This window comes from Streptomyces spiroverticillatus, from assembly GCA_014650415.1.
GTDB lineage: Bacteria > Actinomycetota > Actinomycetes > Streptomycetales > Streptomycetaceae > Streptomyces > Streptomyces spiroverticillatus.
This window is the reverse complement of sequence record BMUX01000013.1, coordinates 199102-218077: the sequence shown is the minus strand read 5'-3', so window position 1 is coordinate 218077 and position 18976 is coordinate 199102. Positions and strand designations below refer to the sequence as shown.

Annotated in this window: 13 protein-coding genes; 7 read left to right on the top strand and 6 right to left on the bottom strand. The window is 70.9% G+C overall.

All coding sequences use genetic code 11. The features are described 5' to 3' along the window. Window positions 1-164 precede the first annotated feature (164 nt). Window positions 165-1673 (bottom strand): FUSC family protein, encoded by a 1509-nt coding sequence (locus IE269_RS30135; protein WP_189826361.1) that lies wholly within the window; start codon window positions 1671-1673, stop codon window positions 165-167. Between the two features lie 222 nt (window positions 1674-1895). Between IE269_RS30135 and IE269_RS30130 the strand changes: the two genes are divergently transcribed. Next, the gene (locus IE269_RS30130; protein WP_189826360.1) at window positions 1896-2375 is read left to right on the top strand and encodes an Lrp/AsnC family transcriptional regulator; all 480 of its coding nucleotides are present in this window, start codon (window positions 1896-1898) and stop codon (window positions 2373-2375) included. Window positions 2376-2397: 22 nt separating this feature from the next. Continuing rightward, window positions 2398-3204 (top strand): HAD family hydrolase, encoded by an 807-nt coding sequence (locus IE269_RS30125; RefSeq protein WP_189826359.1) that lies wholly within the window; start codon window positions 2398-2400, stop codon window positions 3202-3204. Between the two features lie 51 nt (window positions 3205-3255). Here IE269_RS30125 and IE269_RS30120 read toward each other — a convergent pair whose 3' ends face one another. Next, a complete protein-coding gene (locus IE269_RS30120; RefSeq protein WP_189826358.1) occupies window positions 3256-5496 on the bottom strand; it encodes a ricin-type beta-trefoil lectin domain protein in 2241 nt (746 codons plus the stop codon). A 74-nt stretch (window positions 5497-5570) separates the two neighbouring features. Then, window positions 5571-6734 (bottom strand): ROK family transcriptional regulator, encoded by a 1164-nt coding sequence (locus tag IE269_RS30115; RefSeq protein WP_189826357.1) that lies wholly within the window; start codon window positions 6732-6734, stop codon window positions 5571-5573. 349 nt (window positions 6735-7083) lie between these two features. On the opposite strand from IE269_RS30115, the gene IE269_RS30110 reads away from it, so the two are divergent. Next, a complete protein-coding gene (locus IE269_RS30110; protein ID WP_438817646.1) occupies window positions 7084-10593 on the top strand; it encodes a M28 family peptidase in 3510 nt (1169 codons plus the stop codon). A 257-nt stretch (window positions 10594-10850) separates the two neighbouring features. Continuing rightward, window positions 10851-11906, top strand: a complete 1056-nt coding sequence (locus IE269_RS30105) for a YncE family protein (protein WP_189826356.1) — start codon at window positions 10851-10853, stop codon at window positions 11904-11906. 577 nt (window positions 11907-12483) lie between these two features. Here IE269_RS30105 and IE269_RS30100 read toward each other — a convergent pair. Beyond that, on the bottom strand, window positions 12484-13848 hold the full coding sequence (locus IE269_RS30100) for an FAD-dependent oxidoreductase (RefSeq protein WP_189826355.1): 1365 nt from the start codon (window positions 13846-13848) through the stop codon (window positions 12484-12486). 285 nt (window positions 13849-14133) lie between these two features. On the opposite strand from IE269_RS30100, the gene IE269_RS30095 reads away from it, so the two are divergent. From IE269_RS30095 to IE269_RS30085, 3 genes are all read left to right on the top strand, one after another. Then, window positions 14134-15099 (top strand): hypothetical protein, encoded by a 966-nt coding sequence (locus tag IE269_RS30095; protein ID WP_229898362.1) that lies wholly within the window; start codon window positions 14134-14136, stop codon window positions 15097-15099. Between the two features lie 267 nt (window positions 15100-15366). Further along, a complete protein-coding gene (locus tag IE269_RS30090; protein ID WP_189826354.1) occupies window positions 15367-17340 on the top strand; it encodes a collagenase in 1974 nt (657 codons plus the stop codon). 173 nt (window positions 17341-17513) lie between these two features. Beyond that, window positions 17514-17720, top strand: coding sequence for a DUF2180 family protein (locus IE269_RS30085; protein WP_189826353.1), 207 nt, complete (start codon window positions 17514-17516; stop codon window positions 17718-17720). A gap of 4 nt (window positions 17721-17724) precedes the next feature. Here the strand turns inward: IE269_RS30085 and IE269_RS30080 are convergent, their stop codons facing one another. Next, window positions 17725-18696, bottom strand: coding sequence for an acyltransferase family protein (locus IE269_RS30080; protein ID WP_229898373.1), 972 nt, complete (start codon window positions 18694-18696; stop codon window positions 17725-17727). Then, window positions 18624-18953: a hypothetical protein gene (locus IE269_RS43350; protein ID WP_229898361.1), complete on the bottom strand. Its 330-nt coding sequence runs from the start codon at window positions 18951-18953 to the stop codon at window positions 18624-18626. Before IE269_RS43350 ends, IE269_RS30080 begins: the two co-directional genes overlap by 73 nt. Between the last annotated feature and the right edge of the window lie 23 nt (window positions 18954-18976).

Below are 18976 nucleotides of genomic sequence, written 5' to 3'. Positions count from 1 at the left end.
CGTCGCCCGCGATCCTGGCGCTGATGTGCGTGGCGTCGCTGCCGGCCTGGCTCCTGGTGACGGGCAGGCCGCAGATGCAGCTCCGGGAGGACGGCACCCCGCTGCGCTGAGCGGGACACCGTACCCGTACGTACGCATCAGAACGCCGTACGTACGGATCAGAATCAGCAGTCCGCCACCGAGGAGGGGCGCACCTTCCCGCTCAGGGGCACCGCCAACTGCGCCAGCGCGCTCTCGATGGCGTGCAGGTGCACGAGGGCCGTCAGGTCGGTGGCGTGCTCCTCGCCGGGGGCGGTGTGGGTTCCCGCGACGGCGTTCCCGGGGGTCGTCAGCGCCTCCACGGCCTTCTCCACCCGCCAGCACGCGGCCGTCAGACGGTCGTCGTGGGAGGCCTCCGCGTCGGCGGCGATGCGGGCGAGCCCGCGCACCTCGCGGGCGCAGTCGTCGAGCAGGGCCAGCACCTGGCGCGCCCGGCCCTTGCGCTCGCGCAGCGGGTTCAGGGGGTGGACCAGCGGGGCGAGGGAGAGGCGTACGCGGCCCAGCAGGAGCTCCAGTTCGGCCACGCTCGCGGCGGGGTCCGCGTCGGGCTTCCCGGCGAGCCGGTCGGCCGCCGCGGAGGTGCAGCGGTGCACGCACTGCGCGGCGCGGTGGATCCAGTCGTTGGTGGTCGCGTGGGTGGTGACGGGCAGGACCAGCAGGACCGCCAGGGCCACGCCCGCCGCCCCGACACCGGTCTCGGCGAGCCGCAGGACCAGCAGGTCGTGGTCCAGGACGCCGAGCAGCCCGTACAGCAGCCCGGCCATCACGGTCACGGCCAGCATCATCCAGGTGTACGAGACGGCGGCCGTGTAGAAGATCCCGAAGACGCAGACCGCGACCAGGATCGCGGTCGGGACGGGGGCGCCGTCGAGTTCGACGGCGACGACCAGGCCGATCACGATGCCCGTGAGGGTGCCCGCCACCCGGCGGAAGCCGCGCACCAGGGTCTCGCCGCGCGAGGTGGTGTTCACGAAGATCCACCACACCGTGCCCACCGCCCAGTACCAGCGGTCCTCGGACAGCACCTGCCCGATGGCGAGCGCGAACGCCGAGGCCGCCGTCGCCTGGATCGCCTGCCGGGTGGTCACCCGGGCGAACCGCCGTCCTGGCACCGGGACCGGCAGCACCGGGGGCGGCACGCGCCTCTCGTAGCACCAGAACCCGAAGCGGACCGTCGAGGAGGCCAGCAGCGCGAGCGCGATGGCGGTGTACAGCTCCGGCAGCTGCGCGGGGACGGCGTGCAGGAACTGCGTCATGAAGAAGGTCATGAACGCGAAGATCCCCAGCGCGTGCCCCCGCGGCCCCCAGCGCCGCGCGTAGACCCCCGCGCACACCACGGCTAGGAAGGCGCCGTCGCGCAGCCAGGAGTGGTCGTGCAGCGACGTCGCCAGGGCCAGCACCGGGAAGCCGACGACCGGCAGGAGAGCGGTGGTGACCGCCTGCTTGGCGACCGTGGCGTCGGCGACCGTGAAGAGGGCCAGCAGCGCCGCCAGACCGGCGGTGATCGCCGCGACCAGCGAGTGGCCGACCAGCCCCGACAGGGCGACGGCCAGGGCGATGCCCAGCACGGCACGCAGGCCGCTGCGCAGCCGCATCCGGCCGGGATCCGGCGCCACGAACACCCGCTTCAACACTCCCGCACTCCTTGGAGGACACCTGTTTCGGACATGGAAAAGGCGCCGCTGGTCCGGTCCGGCGGCGTCGCCGGGCCGGGCGCTGCGCGGCGCCATCAGTAGGCAGAGGAAAGCATTAAGTGGGACAGTGGCTCAACTCGCCCTGCGGGAGCTGTGCCATTGGTACAGCCGCAGCAGGGAGCGATGAGCCACGAGGAGGCCAACGGACCATGGTGGTGCGACTTGTCAGTGGATGAGCTGGACACCCGCATTCTGCGGCTGCTGATCGAGCAGCCGCGCACGAGCGTGCGCGAGTACGCCCGCATCCTGGGCATCGCGCGCGGCACGCTCCAGGCCCGGCTGGACCGGCTGGAGCGGGAGGGCGTGATCACCGGCACCGGTCCCACCCTGTCCCCCGCCGCACTCGGGCATCCGGTGCTGGCGTTCGTGCACGTCGAGGTGACGCAGGGGCATCTGGACGAGGTGGGGGACGCGCTCGCCGGGGTGCCGGAGATCGTGGAGGCGTTTTCCATCACCGGCGGTGGTGACCTGATGACACGGGTGGTGGCACGGGACGCCGGGCATCTGGAGGACGTGATCCAGCGGCTGATCCAGGTGCCGGGCGTGGTGCGCACGCGGACGGAGGTGGCGTTGCGGGAGCGGGTGCCGCACCGGCTGCTGCCGCTGGTGGAGGCGATCGGGAGGGCGGCGAAGGGGCGGTGATCCGTTGGGTCATGCTGGACCCATGAGCACTCCGCGGCCTCTTTCGGTCATCTTCGATCTCGACGGCACTCTGGTGGACAGCGAGCCCAACTACTACGAGACGGGGCGCAGGCTCCTGGCGCGGTACGGCGTGCCGGACTTCACCTGGGAGGAGAACGCCCGGTTCATCGGCATCGGGACGCGCGAGACCCTCGACATCCTGCGGGAGCGGTACGGGATCGGCGTCGGCCTCGACGCGCTGCTGGGCGAGTACAACGCGCTGTACCTGGAGCTGGCCCGCGCCTCGACCGAGGTCTTCCCCGAGATGCGCAAGCTGGTCGAGCGGCTGCACGCGGAGGGGGTGCCGATGGCGGTGGCGTCGGGTTCGTCGCGGGAGGCGATCGTGGCGGTGCTGGAGGGCACCGGGCTCGACGCGTACCTGGGCGAGGCGGCGGGCGCGGTGGTGGTGTCGGCGGAGGAGGTGCCGCACGGCAAGCCCGCTCCGGACGTGTTCCTGGCCGCAGCGGCGCGGCTGCGCGCCGAGCCCGGCTACTGCGCGGTGTTCGAGGACGCGGCCCCGGGGGTGACGGCGGCGCTGGCGGCGGGGATGCGGTGCGCGGCGATTCCGTACGCGGAGGGGCCCGCGCCCGATGCCGTACGAGCGTCGGATGTCGTACGAGCAGACGCACCCGATGCCGTACGAGCGCCCGATGCCGTACGGGAAGACGCACCCGGTGACGATCAGCCCGCCCCGCTCGACCCCGCCTTCGCCACCGCCGATCTGCTCTTCTCCGGCGGCCAGGCCGACTTCACGGCGGAGGCGGCCTGGGTCTGGCTGGGGCTGGCCTAGCCGGCAGCGGAAGCGGGCCCTCCCGTCGGACGGGAGGGCCCGCTTCCGGCATCAGCGGCCGAACGTCAGCAGTTGCGCCGACGCCGATCCGCCGCCCGCGACCGCTTCACCCGTCGCGTTCCAGCCGCGCTGCGGCGCCGTGACGGCGGTGTCCTTGCCCTTGCCGTTGAGGCTGAGGGTCAGGCCGCTGTACCGGTTGACCAGCCGGTACTCCCCGGTGGCGACGGACGGCCCACTGACCGGGCCCGCCTGCACGACCTTCTGGAAGGACCACTGCTGGGCGACCTCCGGGGTTGCCCCCTTCGTCCCGACGCGCACCGCCGCACCCCAGGCACGGCCCGCGTCGCCGCTGCCGTCGACGCCGAGCACCTGGCCGGTGGCGGCGTTGGCGATGGTCCAGAAGCCGTCACCGGTGCTGGTGAAGCGCCACTTCTGCGAGGCCGCCGCGCCGTTCGCGGGGGTCGTGGCGAGCCCGCCCCCGCGCTGGGCGAGCGAGAGGCCGTTGCCGGCGGCGATGCGGTACGAGCCGGTCGCGTTCACCGGCGCCTGCGGCAGGTCGGCGGCGGACTTCGGGGCGATGGTGACGTCCGCGTACTCGCCGTCGTACTTCGAGCAGTAGAAGGAGCAGTACGAGCGGAACGTCTTGCCCAGCACCGTTGACGAGGTCAGCGACTTGGAATCGAGGAACCACCGGTACCAGGACGCGTTCGGCAGGCTGTCGACGGCTCCGATGTCGGTCCACTTCTGGGTGGCGAGGTCGTCGGTGGCGTAGAAGCGCAGCGGGGTCTTGGTGTCGGTGGCCTGCGCGATGTTGTTCTGCGGGGTGCCGATGTACTTGCCGAGGTAGGCGTTCCAGGCGACGTTCATGACCGCGAGCTGCGAGTGGTCGGGCAGGGTGCCCGCCTTGACCTGGTCGCGGGCCTTGCCCTTGGTGGTGGGCTTGTAGTCCTCGTCGGGGGCCGTGTAGCCGGTGCCGACGCCTTCGGACGGGATGATGTTGGACTCCTGGCCGCCGGTGCCGGGGCTCTGCCAGGCGCCGTTGAACCACTTCTTCCAGGAGGACTTGGCCATCTTCTGGGAGATCGGTGCGCGGGCCACGTGCTGGAGCCAGACGGCGCCGCCGCCGGACTTGTTCAGGACGCGGGAGGCGTAGAAGGCGTAGAAGTAGCCGGAGGCGTTGTCGACGAAGAGGCGCTGGTCGCCGTCGCCGTAGTGGTACGTCTCGTTGGGGAAGCCCGCGGTGTCGTCGCGCTTGGTGGAGAACGGCGAGGTGATCGCGTGGTCCTTGATGTTCCAGGTCTTGCCCTGGTCCTTGGAGACCGCGTAGTCGATGCCGTCGTAGTGCATGCCGTCGCCGAAGGGGCGGGGCGTGAACTCGTTGTGGACCAGGCCGTACCAGTCGCCGGAGTCGGGGTCGACCCAGATGCCGCTGATGTCGCAGTAGTTGGGCTGCGAGTAGCCGGAGGGCTTCGGGGTGGGGGTGGACTCCTTGCCGGTGGGGCTGTTGTTGCAGCGCCAGGTGGTGTCGTCGTTGCGGTCGAGGGGATTGGCCGGGTTCACGGCGGAGCTGATCGGGTCCAGGGCGGACTCGTCGAAGTTCTTGCCGGAGTAGAAGCTCCACTTGCGCGGGTCGTTCGCCGCGTACAGGGCGTGCGCCTGGCCGTAGTAGAACTTGCCGTTCTTGTCCGTGTAGACGGAGGCGGGGGTGTCGTCGGGGCGCTGGTACTCGACGGCCGCTCCGGCCGAGAGGTTGTACGCCGTCGGTGCGGGCGCGGTGGGCGCGTTCCACTTCTGGGTGGGCTGGGCGGGGTCGCAGGGGGCGAGCCCGATCCGCGCGTTGTTGACGACCGAACCGCCTTGCACGGCAAGGCACTTGCCGGACTTGGCGCTGTATATCGTGCCGTCGGGCAGGAACTTGAACTTCTGCTGCCGCGCTCCCGACGTACAGGAGTAGAGCTGTACGAGCGCACCGTCGGCGTTCGAACCGCCGGTCACGTCAAGGCACTTGCCGTAGACCGTGACGCGCCCGTCGCTCTCCCAGGTCCACTTCTGGGCGGAGGCGCCGTTGCAGGTGAAGACCTGGATGACGTTGCCGTTGCCGGTGCCGAAGTCGGCGTCGTCCAGGCACTTGCCGCCGATGGTGACGGTGCCCGCGGCGGCCTTGGGGGCCTGCGCCGCGGGGGCGCCGGACGCCGCGCCCGTGGTGAGGGCGGCGGCGAGCGTGATGGGCAGCGCGAGGCCCGCCCTGCTCCACTTCGCCAGTCTGTGCTGCCTGTGCGGCCTTCGCTGCATGGGGATCCTCCGGTACGGGATGGGGGGCGGAAGGTGCGATGCGGTACGGGGGAGGCGCACGGGCCGGGGCCCGCTCAGAGCACCCCGAGTTCGCCTGCGAGCACGAGGCAGGAGGCGCCCACCAGGGTCAGATCGACGTCCCCCGCGAGCGCCCTGACCTGCAAGGACGCACTGATGGGGGCGAGGGTTCGGGCGCGGGCGGTCGCGGTGACCGCATCCAGGAAGCGGCCCTCGACGAGGTCGGCGGGGCCGGTGAGGACGACCTCGTTGAGGTTGAGGACGCTGATGATCGGGGCGAGTACGGTGCCGAGCGCGCGCCCGGCGGCCGACGCGATGCCGGGGCGTTCGGCCTCGGGCGCGCGGGCGAGGCGGGCCCGCAGACGGGTCGCGTCGATGAGCTGATCGAGGCAGCCGCGCCGCCCGCACACGCAGGGCTCGCCGTCCTCGTCGACGGTGACGTGCCCGATCTCGCCGGCGGCGAACTGCTCGCCCTCGACCAGCCGGCCGCCGACGACCAGGCCCGCGCCGACGCCGTGCGCGGTCGCGACGACCATGAGGTTCTGCACCTGGGTGCGCCGGAAGTGCAGGACGGCGAGGGCGTCGACGTTGACGTCGTTGCCGACGTAGGCGGGCACGCCGGTGGTGGCGGCGAGCCGCTCGGCCAGGGGCAGGTCCTCCCACTCCAGGTGCGCGGCATGCCGTACGACTCCGGTGTCGTCGATGATGCCGGGCGAGCCCACACCGATGCCGAGGACCCGGCGCGGCGACAACTCCACGAGCTGCTGGGCGAGTTCGAGCACGGTTTCGGCCGCCTGTGCACCGAACGCGCCGCCCAGCGGCACCTCGGCCCGGACGACGACCTCGCCGCGCAGATCGAGGACGGCGCCGGTGAAGCGGTCGCTGTGCGAGAGGTCGAGGGCGACGATACCCACCGCGTCGTCGTCGATCCTCACGAGCGTGGCGGGCTTGCCCAGGCGGGCGTCCTTGCGGGGTCCGATGTCCACGACCAGTCCGTCCGCCTGGAGTTCGGCGACGAGCGCGGAGACGGTGGGGGCGGTGAGACCGGAGGCCCTGGCCAGGTCGGAGCGGCTCATGGCGCCCTCGCGGTAGAGCGTGGCCAGGACGTACGAGCGGTTGTGCACCCGGCTGTCCTGGGTGCGGGCCTTGGTGCGGGCCGGGGGTCTGCGGCGGGCCGACGAGACCTGGAACAGGCCCCTCTGACGGCTGCTCTCCTGCACGGTGCCGGACCGCCTTCGGTCGGATCGGGGGACGCCCCGGGGTTTCTAAGGCGTCTTTAGTTAAGACGCTTCAGATGGTCGATCCGCTGTCGTGCAACTGTCAAGGGACAGAACGGAATTGGGCCCCGCGAGCACCACTGCTCCGGGCCCATAACACGCGTCGTATGCCCTTCCGGGATGACCCATGTCGTCATGTCCACGCCCATACTCGCGACGTACGTGTGAAGCACGTGTGACGTACGGGTAAGGCGGCGCTCACAACTACGGGTGCGACGCCCCTCGGCGCCCTCGCCCGCACACGTACGGCAACGAACAGCTCTCCCACCCCCACCCACGAACGGAGTGGACGTTGCGACCCAGCAGATGGACGGCGACGGTGGCGGCGCTCGCGCTGACCACGGGACTCGTGAGCACGCTCGCGAGCACCGCGGCGGCCGACGTCAAGCCCCCGCCCGGACCCCAGGCAGGCAGTACCCCCGCGGCGCGTGCGATCGCCGCGGCCGACGCGGCGGTGAAGAGCGGCTTCGACGCCGCCGTCAACGCCGCCTCGGAGACGTATGAGAGACAGCAGGTCACGCCCTGGGTGAAGGGCCTGTACTCGGTGGCGTACGAGCGAAGATACCGGGGCCTTCCGGTGGTCGGCGGCGACGCGGTCGTGCTCGCCGACGGCGAGGGGAACGTACGCTCCCTCCAGTCGGCCTCACAGACCCGTATCGACGTGTCGATCCAGCCCTCGGTCACCGCCAAGCGCGCCGAGACCGTCGCGCGCACCAAGCAGGTGAAGACCGACAAGGTGAGCGGCAGCCGCCTGGTCGTCAAGGTCAAGGACGGCAAGCAGGTCCTCGCCTGGGAAACGACTCTGATCGGTCGTCAGGCGAAGGCGCCGAGCAAGCTGCACGTCTTCGTGGACGCGCGCACCGGCAAGGTCGTCGACAGCTACGACGAGGTCGTCGCGGGCACCGGGAACAGCAAGTGGAACGGCCCGAGCCCGATCCAGATCGACACCACCAACACCAACGGCACCTACACCCTGCGCGACCCGAACCGCCCCGGCCTCAGCTGCGCCGACTACAGCGGCGGCCAGGTCTTCTCGAAGTCGACGGACAGCTGGGGCAACGGCAACCCCACGTCCAAGGAGACCGGCTGCGTCGACCTGATGTACGGCGCGCAGCAGCAGTGGAACATGCTCTCCCAGTGGCTCGGCCGCAACGGCGTCAACGGGCAGGGCCGCAGCTTCCCCGGCAAGGTCGGGCTGAACGACCTCAACGCGTACTGGGACGGCAGCTCCGTCACCATCGGCCACAACAGCGCCAACGAGTGGATAGCCGGCGCCGATGTCGTCGCCCACGAGTACGGGCACGCCATCGACTCCAACACCCCCGGCGGCACCAGCGGCCAGGAGTCCGGGCTCGGCGAGGCGACCGGCGACATCTTCGGTGCGCTGACCGAGGCGTACATGAACCAGCCGGCCCCCTACGACGTCCCCGACTTCACCGTCGGCGAGATGATCAACCTCCAGGGGCGCGGGCCGATCCGCAACATGTACAACCCGTCGGCCGTGAACAACGACCCGTCCTGTTACAGCTCCTCGATCCCCGGCACCGAGACGCACGCCGCCGCGGGCCCGATGAACCACTGGTTCTACCTGCTGTCCGAGGGCACCAACCCCGGTGGCGGCAAGCCGAATTCGAGCACCTGCAACCAGTCGACGCTGACCGGCGTCGGCATCCAGAACGCCGGAAAGATCTTCTACGGGGGGATGCTGCTGAAGACCAGCAGCATGTCGTATAAGAAGTACCGTACGGCGACGCTGACTTCGGCGAAGAACCTGGACCTGGCGACCTGCAACCTGTTCAACAAGACCAAGGCCGCCTGGGACGCGATCAGCGTGGGCGCGCAGCCCGGTGACCCGACCTGCGTGCCGAACAACCAGGACGACTTCTCGCTGGCGCTGAACCCCACGTCGGGCACCGTCCAGCAGGGCTCTTCGGTCTCCACCACCGTCACCACCAACACCACCACGGGCAACGCCCAGCAGGTGGCCCTGACCGCGAGCAACCTGCCCGCCGGGGTCTCCGCCTCCTTCAACCCGGCGACCGTGCAGTCCGGCCAGTCCTCCGTACTGACCCTGACCGCCACCGCGAACGCGGCACCCGGCTCGACCACGATCGGCGTCAAGGGCCAGGGCACCGCGCTCTCCCACACGGTCGACTACGTGCTCAACGTGGGCGGCACCGTGCCGCCCACCGACCCGCCGAACATCAGCGTCGACAACGTCCGCGCGCACCTCGCCCAGTTCGGCACGATCGCCTCGCAGAACGGCGGCAACCGCCGTGCGGGCAGCGCCGGTTACACGCAGTCGCTGGCGTACGTGAAGGGCAAGCTCACGGCCGCCGGTTACCAGGTCTCCGAGCAGGCGTGCACCAGCTGCACGTACCCCTCGAACAACCTGATCGCCGACTGGCCGGGCGGACCCGAGGACCAGACGATCATGTTCGGCGCGCACCTGGACGGCGTCTCGGCGGGCCCGGGCATCAACGACAACGCCTCCGGCTCCGCGACGCTCCTGGAGAACGCGCTGGTCCTCGCCCAGAAGAACCCGACGATGACCAAGCACGTGCGCTTCGCCTGGTGGACGGACGAGGAGCAGGGCCTCAACGGCTCGAAGTTCTACGTCAACCGGCTGACCACCGCCCAGCGCGCGGCCATCAAGGGCTACTACAACTTCGACATGGTCGGCTCCACCAACGCCGGCTACTTCATCAACAACGTCAACTCCACCACCGCCGCTCCCCTGAAGGCCTACTGGGCCTCCCTCAACCTCGCCCCCGAGGAGAACGTCGAGGGCCAGGGCCGCAGTGACGACGCCTCCTTCCAGGCGGCCGGCATCCCGACCTCCGGCTACGCGGCCGGGGCGAGCGCCCGCAAGACCGCCGCACAGGCGCAGAAGTGGGGCGGCACGGCGAACGCCGCGTACGACTCCTGCTACCACAGCGCCTGCGACACCGTGAACAACATCAACGCCACGGTCCTGGACCGCAGCGCCGACGGCGTCGCGTACGGCATCTGGAAGACCTCGGTCGGCACCGGTACGCCGTCGCGGGACTTCTCGGTCGGCGTCAACCCGGCAGCGGGCAGCGCCAACCCGGGCGGGAGCACCACCGCCACGGTCACCACCCAGACCGTGAGCGGCGACCCGCAGCAGGTGGCCCTGACCGTCTCGGGCGCGCCGTCCGGCGTGACGGCGACCGTCAGCCCGACCTCGGTGCAGTCCGGCAGCAACGCGACGCTGAACGTGGCGGTCGGCGCGAACACCGCCGCCGGTACGTACACGCTGAACATCACCGGTACGGGCACCACCACCCACAGCACCAGCTACACGCTGACCGTGGGCGGCGGCACCGGCTGCACCCCGCGCCAGCTGGTCACCAACGGCGGCTTCGAGAGCGGCCAGACCGGCTGGACCACCACCAGCGGTGTCATCACCACCCAGGCGGGCCAGCCCCCGCACGGCGGCACCTACAAGGCGTGGCTCAACGGCTGGGGCACCCCGCGCACCGACAACGCGGCCCAGACGCTGACAATCCCGAGCGGCTGCGCCTCGTACAAGCTCTCGTACTTCCTCCACATCGACACGGACGAGAACGAGAACGTGGCGTACGACAAGTTCACCGTCTCCGTCGGCAACCAGACGCTCCAGTCCTTCTCCAACGTGGACGCCAACACCGGCTACGTGGAGAAGACGGTCGACCTGGCGCAGTTCGCCGGACAGACGGTGGCGCTGAAGTTCAACGGCACCGAGGACCAGTCGCTCCAGACGTCGTTCGTCGTGGACGACGTGACGGTGCAGGTGAGCTGATCCTGCTCCAGGAGTGACCTCGCTCCTGAGGTGAGCCCACTCCTCCCTGGCGGCCCTTCCCCCGACTGCGGTGTCGGGGGAAGGGCCGCCTTTCGTACGTCGAAATCAAGCCAACATCCCTGTTGCGCCTGCGACTTGCGGGGTGATGTGACCGGAGCCACACCCTCCACCGGTCCCTACTTAGGCAAGCCTAAGCTAAGTTAACTCCTGTCCGCCTCCCACCAGGAGGCACCTGACGTATCGGAGATCGACTCGGCATGTCCACCATCACCCGCCGCTTCCGTCGCACCGCCGCCACCGCCGTCGCCCTCGCCGCGGGCAGCTCCCTCGCCCTGACGGGCACGGCCACCGCGCAGGGCAAACCGGCCGCCGGTTCGACGGTGACCTCCGCCCAGCTCACCGCCGGCCTCTACCAGTCCGCGTACTCGGAGCGGAACCACGTGCTGTGGGCGACCGCCGCCGTGGGCCGCCCGCCGGTCACCAAGTCCTCGCTGCTGAAGGTCGATCCGCGCTCGCTGGCGGTGAAGGCGACGTACACCCCGCCGGTCACCGACCCGGCCACCGGTGCCGTCGAGGCCGTCTACGGTGTCGCGGTGGACGACGAGCACAACACCGTCTGGACCACCAACACCCGCAACAACTCGGTCTCCGTCTACAGCCAGCGCGACGGCAAGCACCTGGCGAGCCTGCCGAACGTGGCGCACGCCCGCGAGATCGTCGTCGACGAGCGCCGCGACACGGTGTGGGCGAGCGGCTTCGGCGACGGCACGCTGGTCGCCTTCGACTCGCGCACCTTCAAGGAGAAGAAGCGCGTCACGGTGACAGGCAGTCAGCCGACCGGGCTCGCCGTGAACGAGCGCACGGGCACGGTGTACGCGGCCGACCTGGGCGGCGACCGGATCGTCGAGGTCTCCCCGTACGCCAAGGAGCCGCGCCTGATCCCGACCGGTGACGGCCCGATCTCCGTGGCCCTCTCCGCCGACGGCCGCACGGCCTACACGGCCGACCAGGCGGCGGGCACGCTCTCGGTCGTCGACCTCCGCAAGGGTGCGGTGTCCAAGACCGTCCCGACCGGCGCGGGCGCGCTCTCGGTCGCGGCCGACGCGCGCACGGGCAAGGTCCTGGTCGCGAACCGCGGCGCGGGCAACGTCACCGTGGTCGACCCCCGTCGGGGCACCGTCGTGGAAACCCTCGCCACGGGCGCCAACCCGAACCACATCACGGTGACGCGGGGCACGGCGTACGTCGTGGACAAGTCCGCGGTGGGTGCGGAGCGGCAGGACCAGGCGCACCGGATCCGCATCGCCCGCTGACCCTCCGCGGGCCGGCTCCACTCCCCCTGGCTGTGCCCGGGACCCGAGGTGACGGGCCCCGGGCACAGCGGTGTGCGGTGCCCCTCCAGGGGCGCGGGGCTGTACCGCTGTGCGGCTGCCGCCGGGGGGGCCGCTGTACGGCTCCGCCGCGCGGGCGCGACGTCCTGCGCCGGGCGCGCTCCTGCCGTGCCCCTTCAGGGGCGCGGGGAACTGCGCGACCAGCCACCCACCCAGCCGCGCGGCCGAGCGCTTTAGGTGAAGGGGCGGGGCTGGGGCCTCCTTGGCCCAGCGGGCCGGGGCCTCGCCTACCCGGCACCGGGAGGCGCCCCGAGGGCCCCGGGGCCGCGCGCACCCGGCGTGCAAGGTGCGGGCAGGGGCCGGTACCGGGGCGGGCCCGGAGCGAGAGGGGCCGCCCCCCTTGCCCGCCCGTCCCGCCCCCGGGGGGCGGCCCCGCCGCCCAAGGGGGCTGGGGAAAAGGGGAAGGGGAGAGGGGACGACGTCGGCGCCCGGTGTCGCGGGCGTACAAGTGAGGGGCCCGGCGCGGGAATGCGCCGGGCCCCTCGCGTCGGGCCGGGACCTACGCCCCGCTCTCCCGCAGCATGTCCTCCCGCTCGACGTACTTCACCCGCTCACGCCCCTCCAGCGCCCCCAGCGCCTTCTCCGCCGCGTCGAGCTTGTACCAGCCCTCCCACGTCGTGAAGCGAACCCCCCGCTCCCCGAGGAACGCCTCGACCGCCTCCGCCTCCGGCGCAGCCGGCTCGTGCAGCCGCCCGCCCGCGAAGTCCTCCAGCAGGTTCGCGACCGTCTCGTTCGCGTCGCCCTTGGTGTGGCCGATGAGGCCGACCGGACCGCGCCGGATCCACCCGGTGACGTACGTCGACTGGAGGTGCTCCCCGGACTCCTCGATCACGCGGCCGCCCGCGTCCGGAACCGTCCCCGACGCGACGTCCCACGGCAGCTTCGGCAGCTCGTCCGAGAGGTAGCCGACCGCGCGGTACACGGCGCCGAGCTCCCAGTCCTTGAACTTTCCGGTGCCCTTGACGTTGCCCGTGCCGTCCAGCTCCGTGCGCTCGGTGCGCAGGCCGACGACCTTGCCGTCCTCGCCGAGGATCTCGGCCGGGTTCTCGAAGAAGTGGAGGAACAGCTTGTGCGGGCGGTCGCCGATGTCGCGGATCGCCCAGTTCTCCAGGGTCTTGGCGACCATGTCGGCCTGCTTGTTGCCGCGCCGGGTGGCGATGGAGCCCTCGTCGTAGTCGATGTCCTCGGGGTCGACGATGACCTCGATGTTCGGCGAGTGGTCGAGCTCGCGCAGCTCCATGGGGCTGAACTTGGCCTGGGCCGGGCCACGGCGCCCGAAGACGTGCACCTCGAGAGCCTTGTTGGCCTTGAGGCCCTCGTGGACGTTCGGCGGGATCTCGGTCGGCAGCAGTTCCTCGGCGGTCTTCGCCAATATGCGCGCGACGTCGAGCGCCACGTTGCCGACACCGAGCACGGCGACCTTCTCGGCCTCCAGCGGCCAGGTGCGCGGGACGTCGGGGTGGCCGTCGTACCAGGACACGAAGTCGGCGGCTCCGTACGAGCCGTCCAGGTCGATGCCCTTGATGTCGAGGGCACGGTCGGCGGTCGCGCCGGTGGAGAAGATCACCGCGTCGTAGAAGGACCGCAGGTCGTCCAGGCTGATGTCGCCCGGGTAGTCGACGTTGCCGAACAGCCGCACCTGCGGCTTGTCGAGCACCTGGTGCAGGGCGGTGATGATGCCCTTGATGCGCGGGTGGTCGGGGGCGACGCCGTACCGGATCAGGCCGAAGGGGGCCGGCATCCGCTCGAAGAGGTCGATGGACACACCGGGTTCGACCGCCACGGCGGATTTCAGCAGCGCGTCGGCGGCGTAGATCCCGGCGGGGCCGGCTCCGACAATTGCTACCCGCAGGGGGCGAGGCATGATCAGTTTCCCTTCGAGGAACGACAAGCGGAATCCAGCTGCGACCGGCTGCGGCGAGCTGGTGGCCGGCTGCGGAGAACTGGATCACCCCGAAGCCTAAACTAAGGCAAACCTAAGTCAGTAGCCGGGTCCGATCTATGACCCCATAAGGCCGACTTATGAGATCCCAAAGCAATCCTGAAGCCCTCCCCCGCCTTCCCGATCCCTCTTGACTGGATACCCCCCAGGGGTATGGTGAGTGCCACGAGCACACGCTCCGCACCCCCCATTTCCGAGGAGATCGCCATGAACACAGGCCTGAGGATCACCGCGTACGGTGCGGCTGTCGCCGCGACGTTCGGCGCGGCCTACGGCATCGGCAAGGGCGTCGGCCCGCTCGGCGAGGAGCCGAAGCCCGCCCATGCCGCCGAGCAGCACAAGGAGCCAGGTCCCGGCGGCAAGCAGGCCACCTCCCCCGCGGGCGGCCTCCAGATCTCCGAGGCCGGGTACACCCTCGCGCTGGAGACGCCCCGGGTCTCCCCCGGCGAGCGCACGGCGCTCCGCTTCTCCATCAAGGACGCGCAGGGCCGCAAGGTCACCGCGTACGAGCGCGAGCACGAGAAGGAACTCCACTTCATCGTCGCCTCGCGCGACCTGACGGTCTTCCGCCACCTGCACCCGACGCGCGCCGCCGACGGCACCTGGTCGACCACCGCCGACCTGCCGGCGGCGGGCGGCTACCGGGCCTTCGCCGACTTCAAGCCCGCGAAGAAGGGGGCGAAGGCCCTCACCCTCGGCGCGGACCTGGCCGTCTCCGGCGCGTACACACCGAACCCCTTGCCCACCCCCTCCCGCACGGCGACGGTGGACGGCTACCAGGTCACCCTCACCGGTGCCCTCAAGCCGGGCAAGAGCACGCCGCTCACCCTGAAGGTCGCCAAGAACTCCCGGCCGGTCACCGACCTCCAGCCGTACCTCGGCGCGTACGGCCACCTCGTCGCCCTGCGCTCCGGCGACCTCGCCTACCTCCACGTGCACCCGCACGGCACCCCCGGCGACGGCACCACCCGCCCGGGCCCGGCGGTGACCTTCAGCGCGACCGCCCCGAGCCAGGGGACGTACCGCCTCTTCCTGGACTTCCGGCACGAGGGCAAGGTCCGCACGGCGGCCTTCACCGTCGAGGCGGGCACCGCCGGGGACACAGCCGCTGCGGACGACACCGCGCAGCCGGACGCCCACGACGACGCGCACGGCGCGACCGACCAGCACTGACTCCGCGCCCGGAAACTCACGGGCCCCAACTCACGGGCCCCAACTCACGCCCTCCAGAACACCCCTGATGCCACATCAATTTCATCTGTTGCTCGCATCCCTCTACCACTGGCATGTGAACTGTGAAATTGTACGGTCACACTTTGCAGGGCCATGACAGCCCCGCACGTGCTCAACTGCCCTGTCTCATCAGGTCAGTTGCGGTCAGTCCCCCCACGCGGCCGTGCCCCACGCACGCCTGCCGACCGGCCTGGAGGCCCCTTTCCCATGCGCAGACCCCCCACGTCCCGCAAGATCTCCCGCCTGCTCATACCCACCGTGGCCGCCGCCGGCCTCGGGCTGAGCCTGCTCGCCCCCGTCAGTACGGCGGCACCGGCTCCCCTCGACGCCCGCAAGCCGGTGCCGAGGGCCGCGACCGCTCCGCTGCCCGCAACGGCCACCGTGCTCGCCGCCGACCTCGCCCCCGGACACGCCGCGACTCCCGCGCGCGGGCTGGCGAAGGAGGCGCGTTCCGCCCAGCGGGCGCCGCGGCCCGCGACCCAGACCGCCAAGGAACGCAAGGAGGCCCTCGCGGCGGCCGTACCCGCCGCGGAGTGCAACGTCGGCGACTTCACCTCGAAGACCGGCGCCGCGCTCGTCGACCAGATCAAGCAGTCCGAAACCACCTGCGTCAACACGCTGTTCAGCGTGCGCGGTGCGGACGCCAGAGCCCTGTTCCGCGAGGAGCAGATGGTCACGGTGGCGAACGCACTGCGCGACGTCTCCGCCAACTACCCCGGGGACAACAGCACTTCGGCCGCCCAGCTGGTCCTCTACCTGCGCGCCGGCTACTACGTCCAGTGGGGCGAGCCCGACAACGTGGGCGAGTACGGTCCGGCGCTGAAGAGCGCGATCCAGAGCGCCCTGGACGCCTTCTTCGGCTCCGCCCATGCCTTCGACGTCACCGAGGCCAACGGCGACACCCTCTCCGAAGCGGTCATCCTCATCGACAGCTCCGGCGAGAACATCCGCTTCCTCAACGTCGTCAAGCGCCTGCTGAAGGACTACAACTCCTCGTACGACGCGTTCTACGGCATGGTCGCGGCCGTCAACAACACGTACACGGTGCTCTTCCGCGGCCACCAGCTCCCGGACTTCGCGGCGGCCGTCAAGGCCGACCCGAGCGTCCTGACCGGTCTGCGCGACTTCGCCGTGGCCCACGACGACCTGCTCGGCACCGACCGGTCCTACCTGACCAGCAACGCCGGCCGCGAGCTCGGCCGCTTCCTGCGGCACGCCGAACTCAGGGACACCGTGAAGCCGTTGGTCAAGGAGCTGCTCTCCCGCAGTCAGATCACCGGCCGCACCGCACCGCTGTGGGTCGGCCTCGCCGAGATGGCGGACGCGTTCGACAAGGCGAACTGCGCCGAGTACGGCACCTGCGACCTCCAGGACCGGGTCCGTGACGCGGTCCTGCCGGTCAAGCACTCGTGCGGCCCCAGCGCCAAGATCCTCGGCCAGCAGCTGACCCAGGCCGAACTGGCCGCCACCTGCACCAGCGTCCTCAACCAGGACCAGTTCTTCCACAACGTCGCCAAGGACCCGGGCCCGGTCGAGGACGACAAGAACACCAACATCGAGATCGTCGCCTTCGACTCCGGCGACGACTACCGGACGTACGCGGGTGTCGTCTTCGGCATCGACACCAACAACGGCGGCATGTACCTGGAGGGCGACCCGGCCGCCGAGGGCAACCAGCCCCGCTTCATCGCCTACGAACAGCCCGCGTCCGACGGCTCGTTCCAGATCTGGAACCTCAACCACGAGTACACGCACTACCTCGACGGCCGCTACAACATGCACGGCGACTTCGCCGCCGGGCAGACCACCCCGACCGTGATGTGGGTCGAGGGCTTCGCCGAGTACATCTCGTACGCGTACCGGGGCGAGACCTACGACCGGGCGATCGAGGAGGCCGGCCGCAACACGTACAAGCTCAGCCAGCTCTTCGAGAACACCTACGAGAACTCCGACACCACCCGCATCTACCAGTGGGGCTACCTGGGCGTCCGCTACCTGCTCCAGTCGCACCCGGACGACGTGGCCACCCTCCTCGGCCACTACCGCTCGGGCGACTACGAGGCGGCGCACACCTTCCTGCGCGACACCATCGGCACCCGCTACGACGCGGACTTCACCGACTGGCTCGGCAAGTGCGCGGGCGGCGCGTGCGGTGAGCTGCCCGCCGTGAGCGGCCGCTGACCCCTGCGCCCAACGGGCCCGGTGCCCCCGCACACGCCGTCGTGCGGGGGCACCGGGCCTTCGCAGTTCCCTGGCCCGCGAGAGCTGGGCAAGCCCGGGGCGAAGGACTAGCGTGCACAGTGCCGCCCCGGCCCCCGGCTGCGCCACCCGCATCGCCCCGAGCCGAGGAAGCCATGAACTGCTACGACTGCCATCTGCTGAGCATCACCACCCCCGCCGTCGCCGTCTGCTGCCACTGCGGTGCGGCCGTCTGCCCCGAGCACACCAAGGCCGACGCCCAGGACGTACACCGCACCGAGGGCATGGGCCTGAGCACGCTCGACCGGTCGGCCCGCCGTCTGACCTGTCTCACCTGCCACGACGCGGAGCACCAGCTCTGACCGGTCACGCCCGGGGCCGCATCCCGAACAGGAAGCGGGTCACCCGGGTGCGGCGGACCAGCAGGTCGTAGGCGAGGAAGGTGACGGTGAGGGAGATCGCCACGATCGCGAGGTACTTCACCGGGATCGGCGCCGGCCAGCCCGTCACGAAGTAGGCGGCGGCGACCACGATCGGCTGGTGCAGGACGTACAGCGGCAGCACGGCCGCGGCGAGATAGCCGTACAGACGCCCGCGCCCGGGACCGGCCGCCGCATCCCCTTCGTCGTGCGACCGCTTCAGCCGCCGCCGGTCGAGGAGCCCCGTGACCGCGACCACCAGACACCAGCCGGCCGCGCCGAACAGTGCCCGCGAGACGGTGGCCAGGACGGTCATCTCCGTGAACGGCTCGTCGGCCAGGGCGAATCCGGGGGCCGCAGCCACGAACACAAGCACCCCGAGCCAGGCGGCGACCGCCGCCTCGCGCCGCAGCACGGTACGGAACCGCTCGTCGCAGGCCAGCACGTAGCCCGCGACGAAGAACAGCAGGTACGACCAGCGGTGCCAGCCCGCGTACTCCTGCTCCAGCCGTGCGAAGGCACAAATCGCAGCGAAGACCAGGGCGGGCAGCAGCACCAGGCCCCGCCGCCGCACGGCCGCCTCCGCCACCCGGTCGCCGACGCGCCGCACGCGCGCGTGCGGCAGGTACCGGTACAGCGGCACCAGCAGGAGGGAGAACGTCAGCAGGAGTACGACGAACCAGAGATGGCCCGTCTCGAAGTGCTCGCCCTGGACGACGAAGGGGAACTCCTCGGGCTCCAGGTGCACGTCGTAGAAGCGGGGCAGGAAGCCGAGGTACGACTCGTGGTACCCGGCGTCCGCCGCACGCAGCCGCAGCCACTGCGGCAGCGGGTTCAGCAGGAGCGTTACGAGGACCAGCGGAACCCCGAGCCGCAGCAGCCGCTCCACCGCGAAGCCGCCCGCGCCGCGCCGCCGCAGCGAGTGGCGGGCGCCCAGGCCGGAGATGAGGAAGAGCGCGGCATCGCCCAGACCACCCCGAGCCCGGCGATGATCACGACGGCTTCGGTGGTCTCGTCGTTCTTGACGTAGAAGTCGTCGTCGGCGGCGAAGACGAGCGCCGAGTGGAAGAAGATCGGCCCCAGCACGACGAGCAGCCGGATCAGGTCCAGTTCCGGCCGCCGCTCCGGCAGCGGCACCCGCTCCGGCTCCGGTTCCGGCTCCGTACGCGTCGTCATGGCCGCGCCCCCCGTCCGCCCGT

What these genes read in the sequence shown, in the direction of transcription:
- IE269_RS30125 (WP_189826359.1), top strand. Translation starts at nt 2,398, where the DNA reads ATGAGCACTCCGCGGCCTCTTTCGGTCATCTTCGATCTCGACGGCACT.
- IE269_RS30120 (WP_189826358.1), bottom strand. Translation starts at nt 5,496, where the DNA reads ATGCAGCGAAGGCCGCACAGGCAGCACAGACTGGCGAAGTGGAGCAGG.
- IE269_RS30105 (WP_189826356.1), top strand. Translation starts at nt 10,851, where the DNA reads ATGTCCACCATCACCCGCCGCTTCCGTCGCACCGCCGCCACCGCCGTC.
- IE269_RS30100 (WP_189826355.1), bottom strand. Translation starts at nt 13,848, where the DNA reads ATGCCTCGCCCCCTGCGGGTAGCAATTGTCGGAGCCGGCCCCGCCGGG.
- IE269_RS30095 (WP_229898362.1), top strand. Translation starts at nt 14,134, where the DNA reads ATGAACACAGGCCTGAGGATCACCGCGTACGGTGCGGCTGTCGCCGCG.
- IE269_RS30090 (WP_189826354.1), top strand. Translation starts at nt 15,367, where the DNA reads ATGCGCAGACCCCCCACGTCCCGCAAGATCTCCCGCCTGCTCATACCC.
- IE269_RS30085 (WP_189826353.1), top strand. Translation starts at nt 17,514, where the DNA reads ATGAACTGCTACGACTGCCATCTGCTGAGCATCACCACCCCCGCCGTC.
- IE269_RS43350 (WP_229898361.1), bottom strand. Translation starts at nt 18,953, where the DNA reads ATGACGACGCGTACGGAGCCGGAACCGGAGCCGGAGCGGGTGCCGCTG.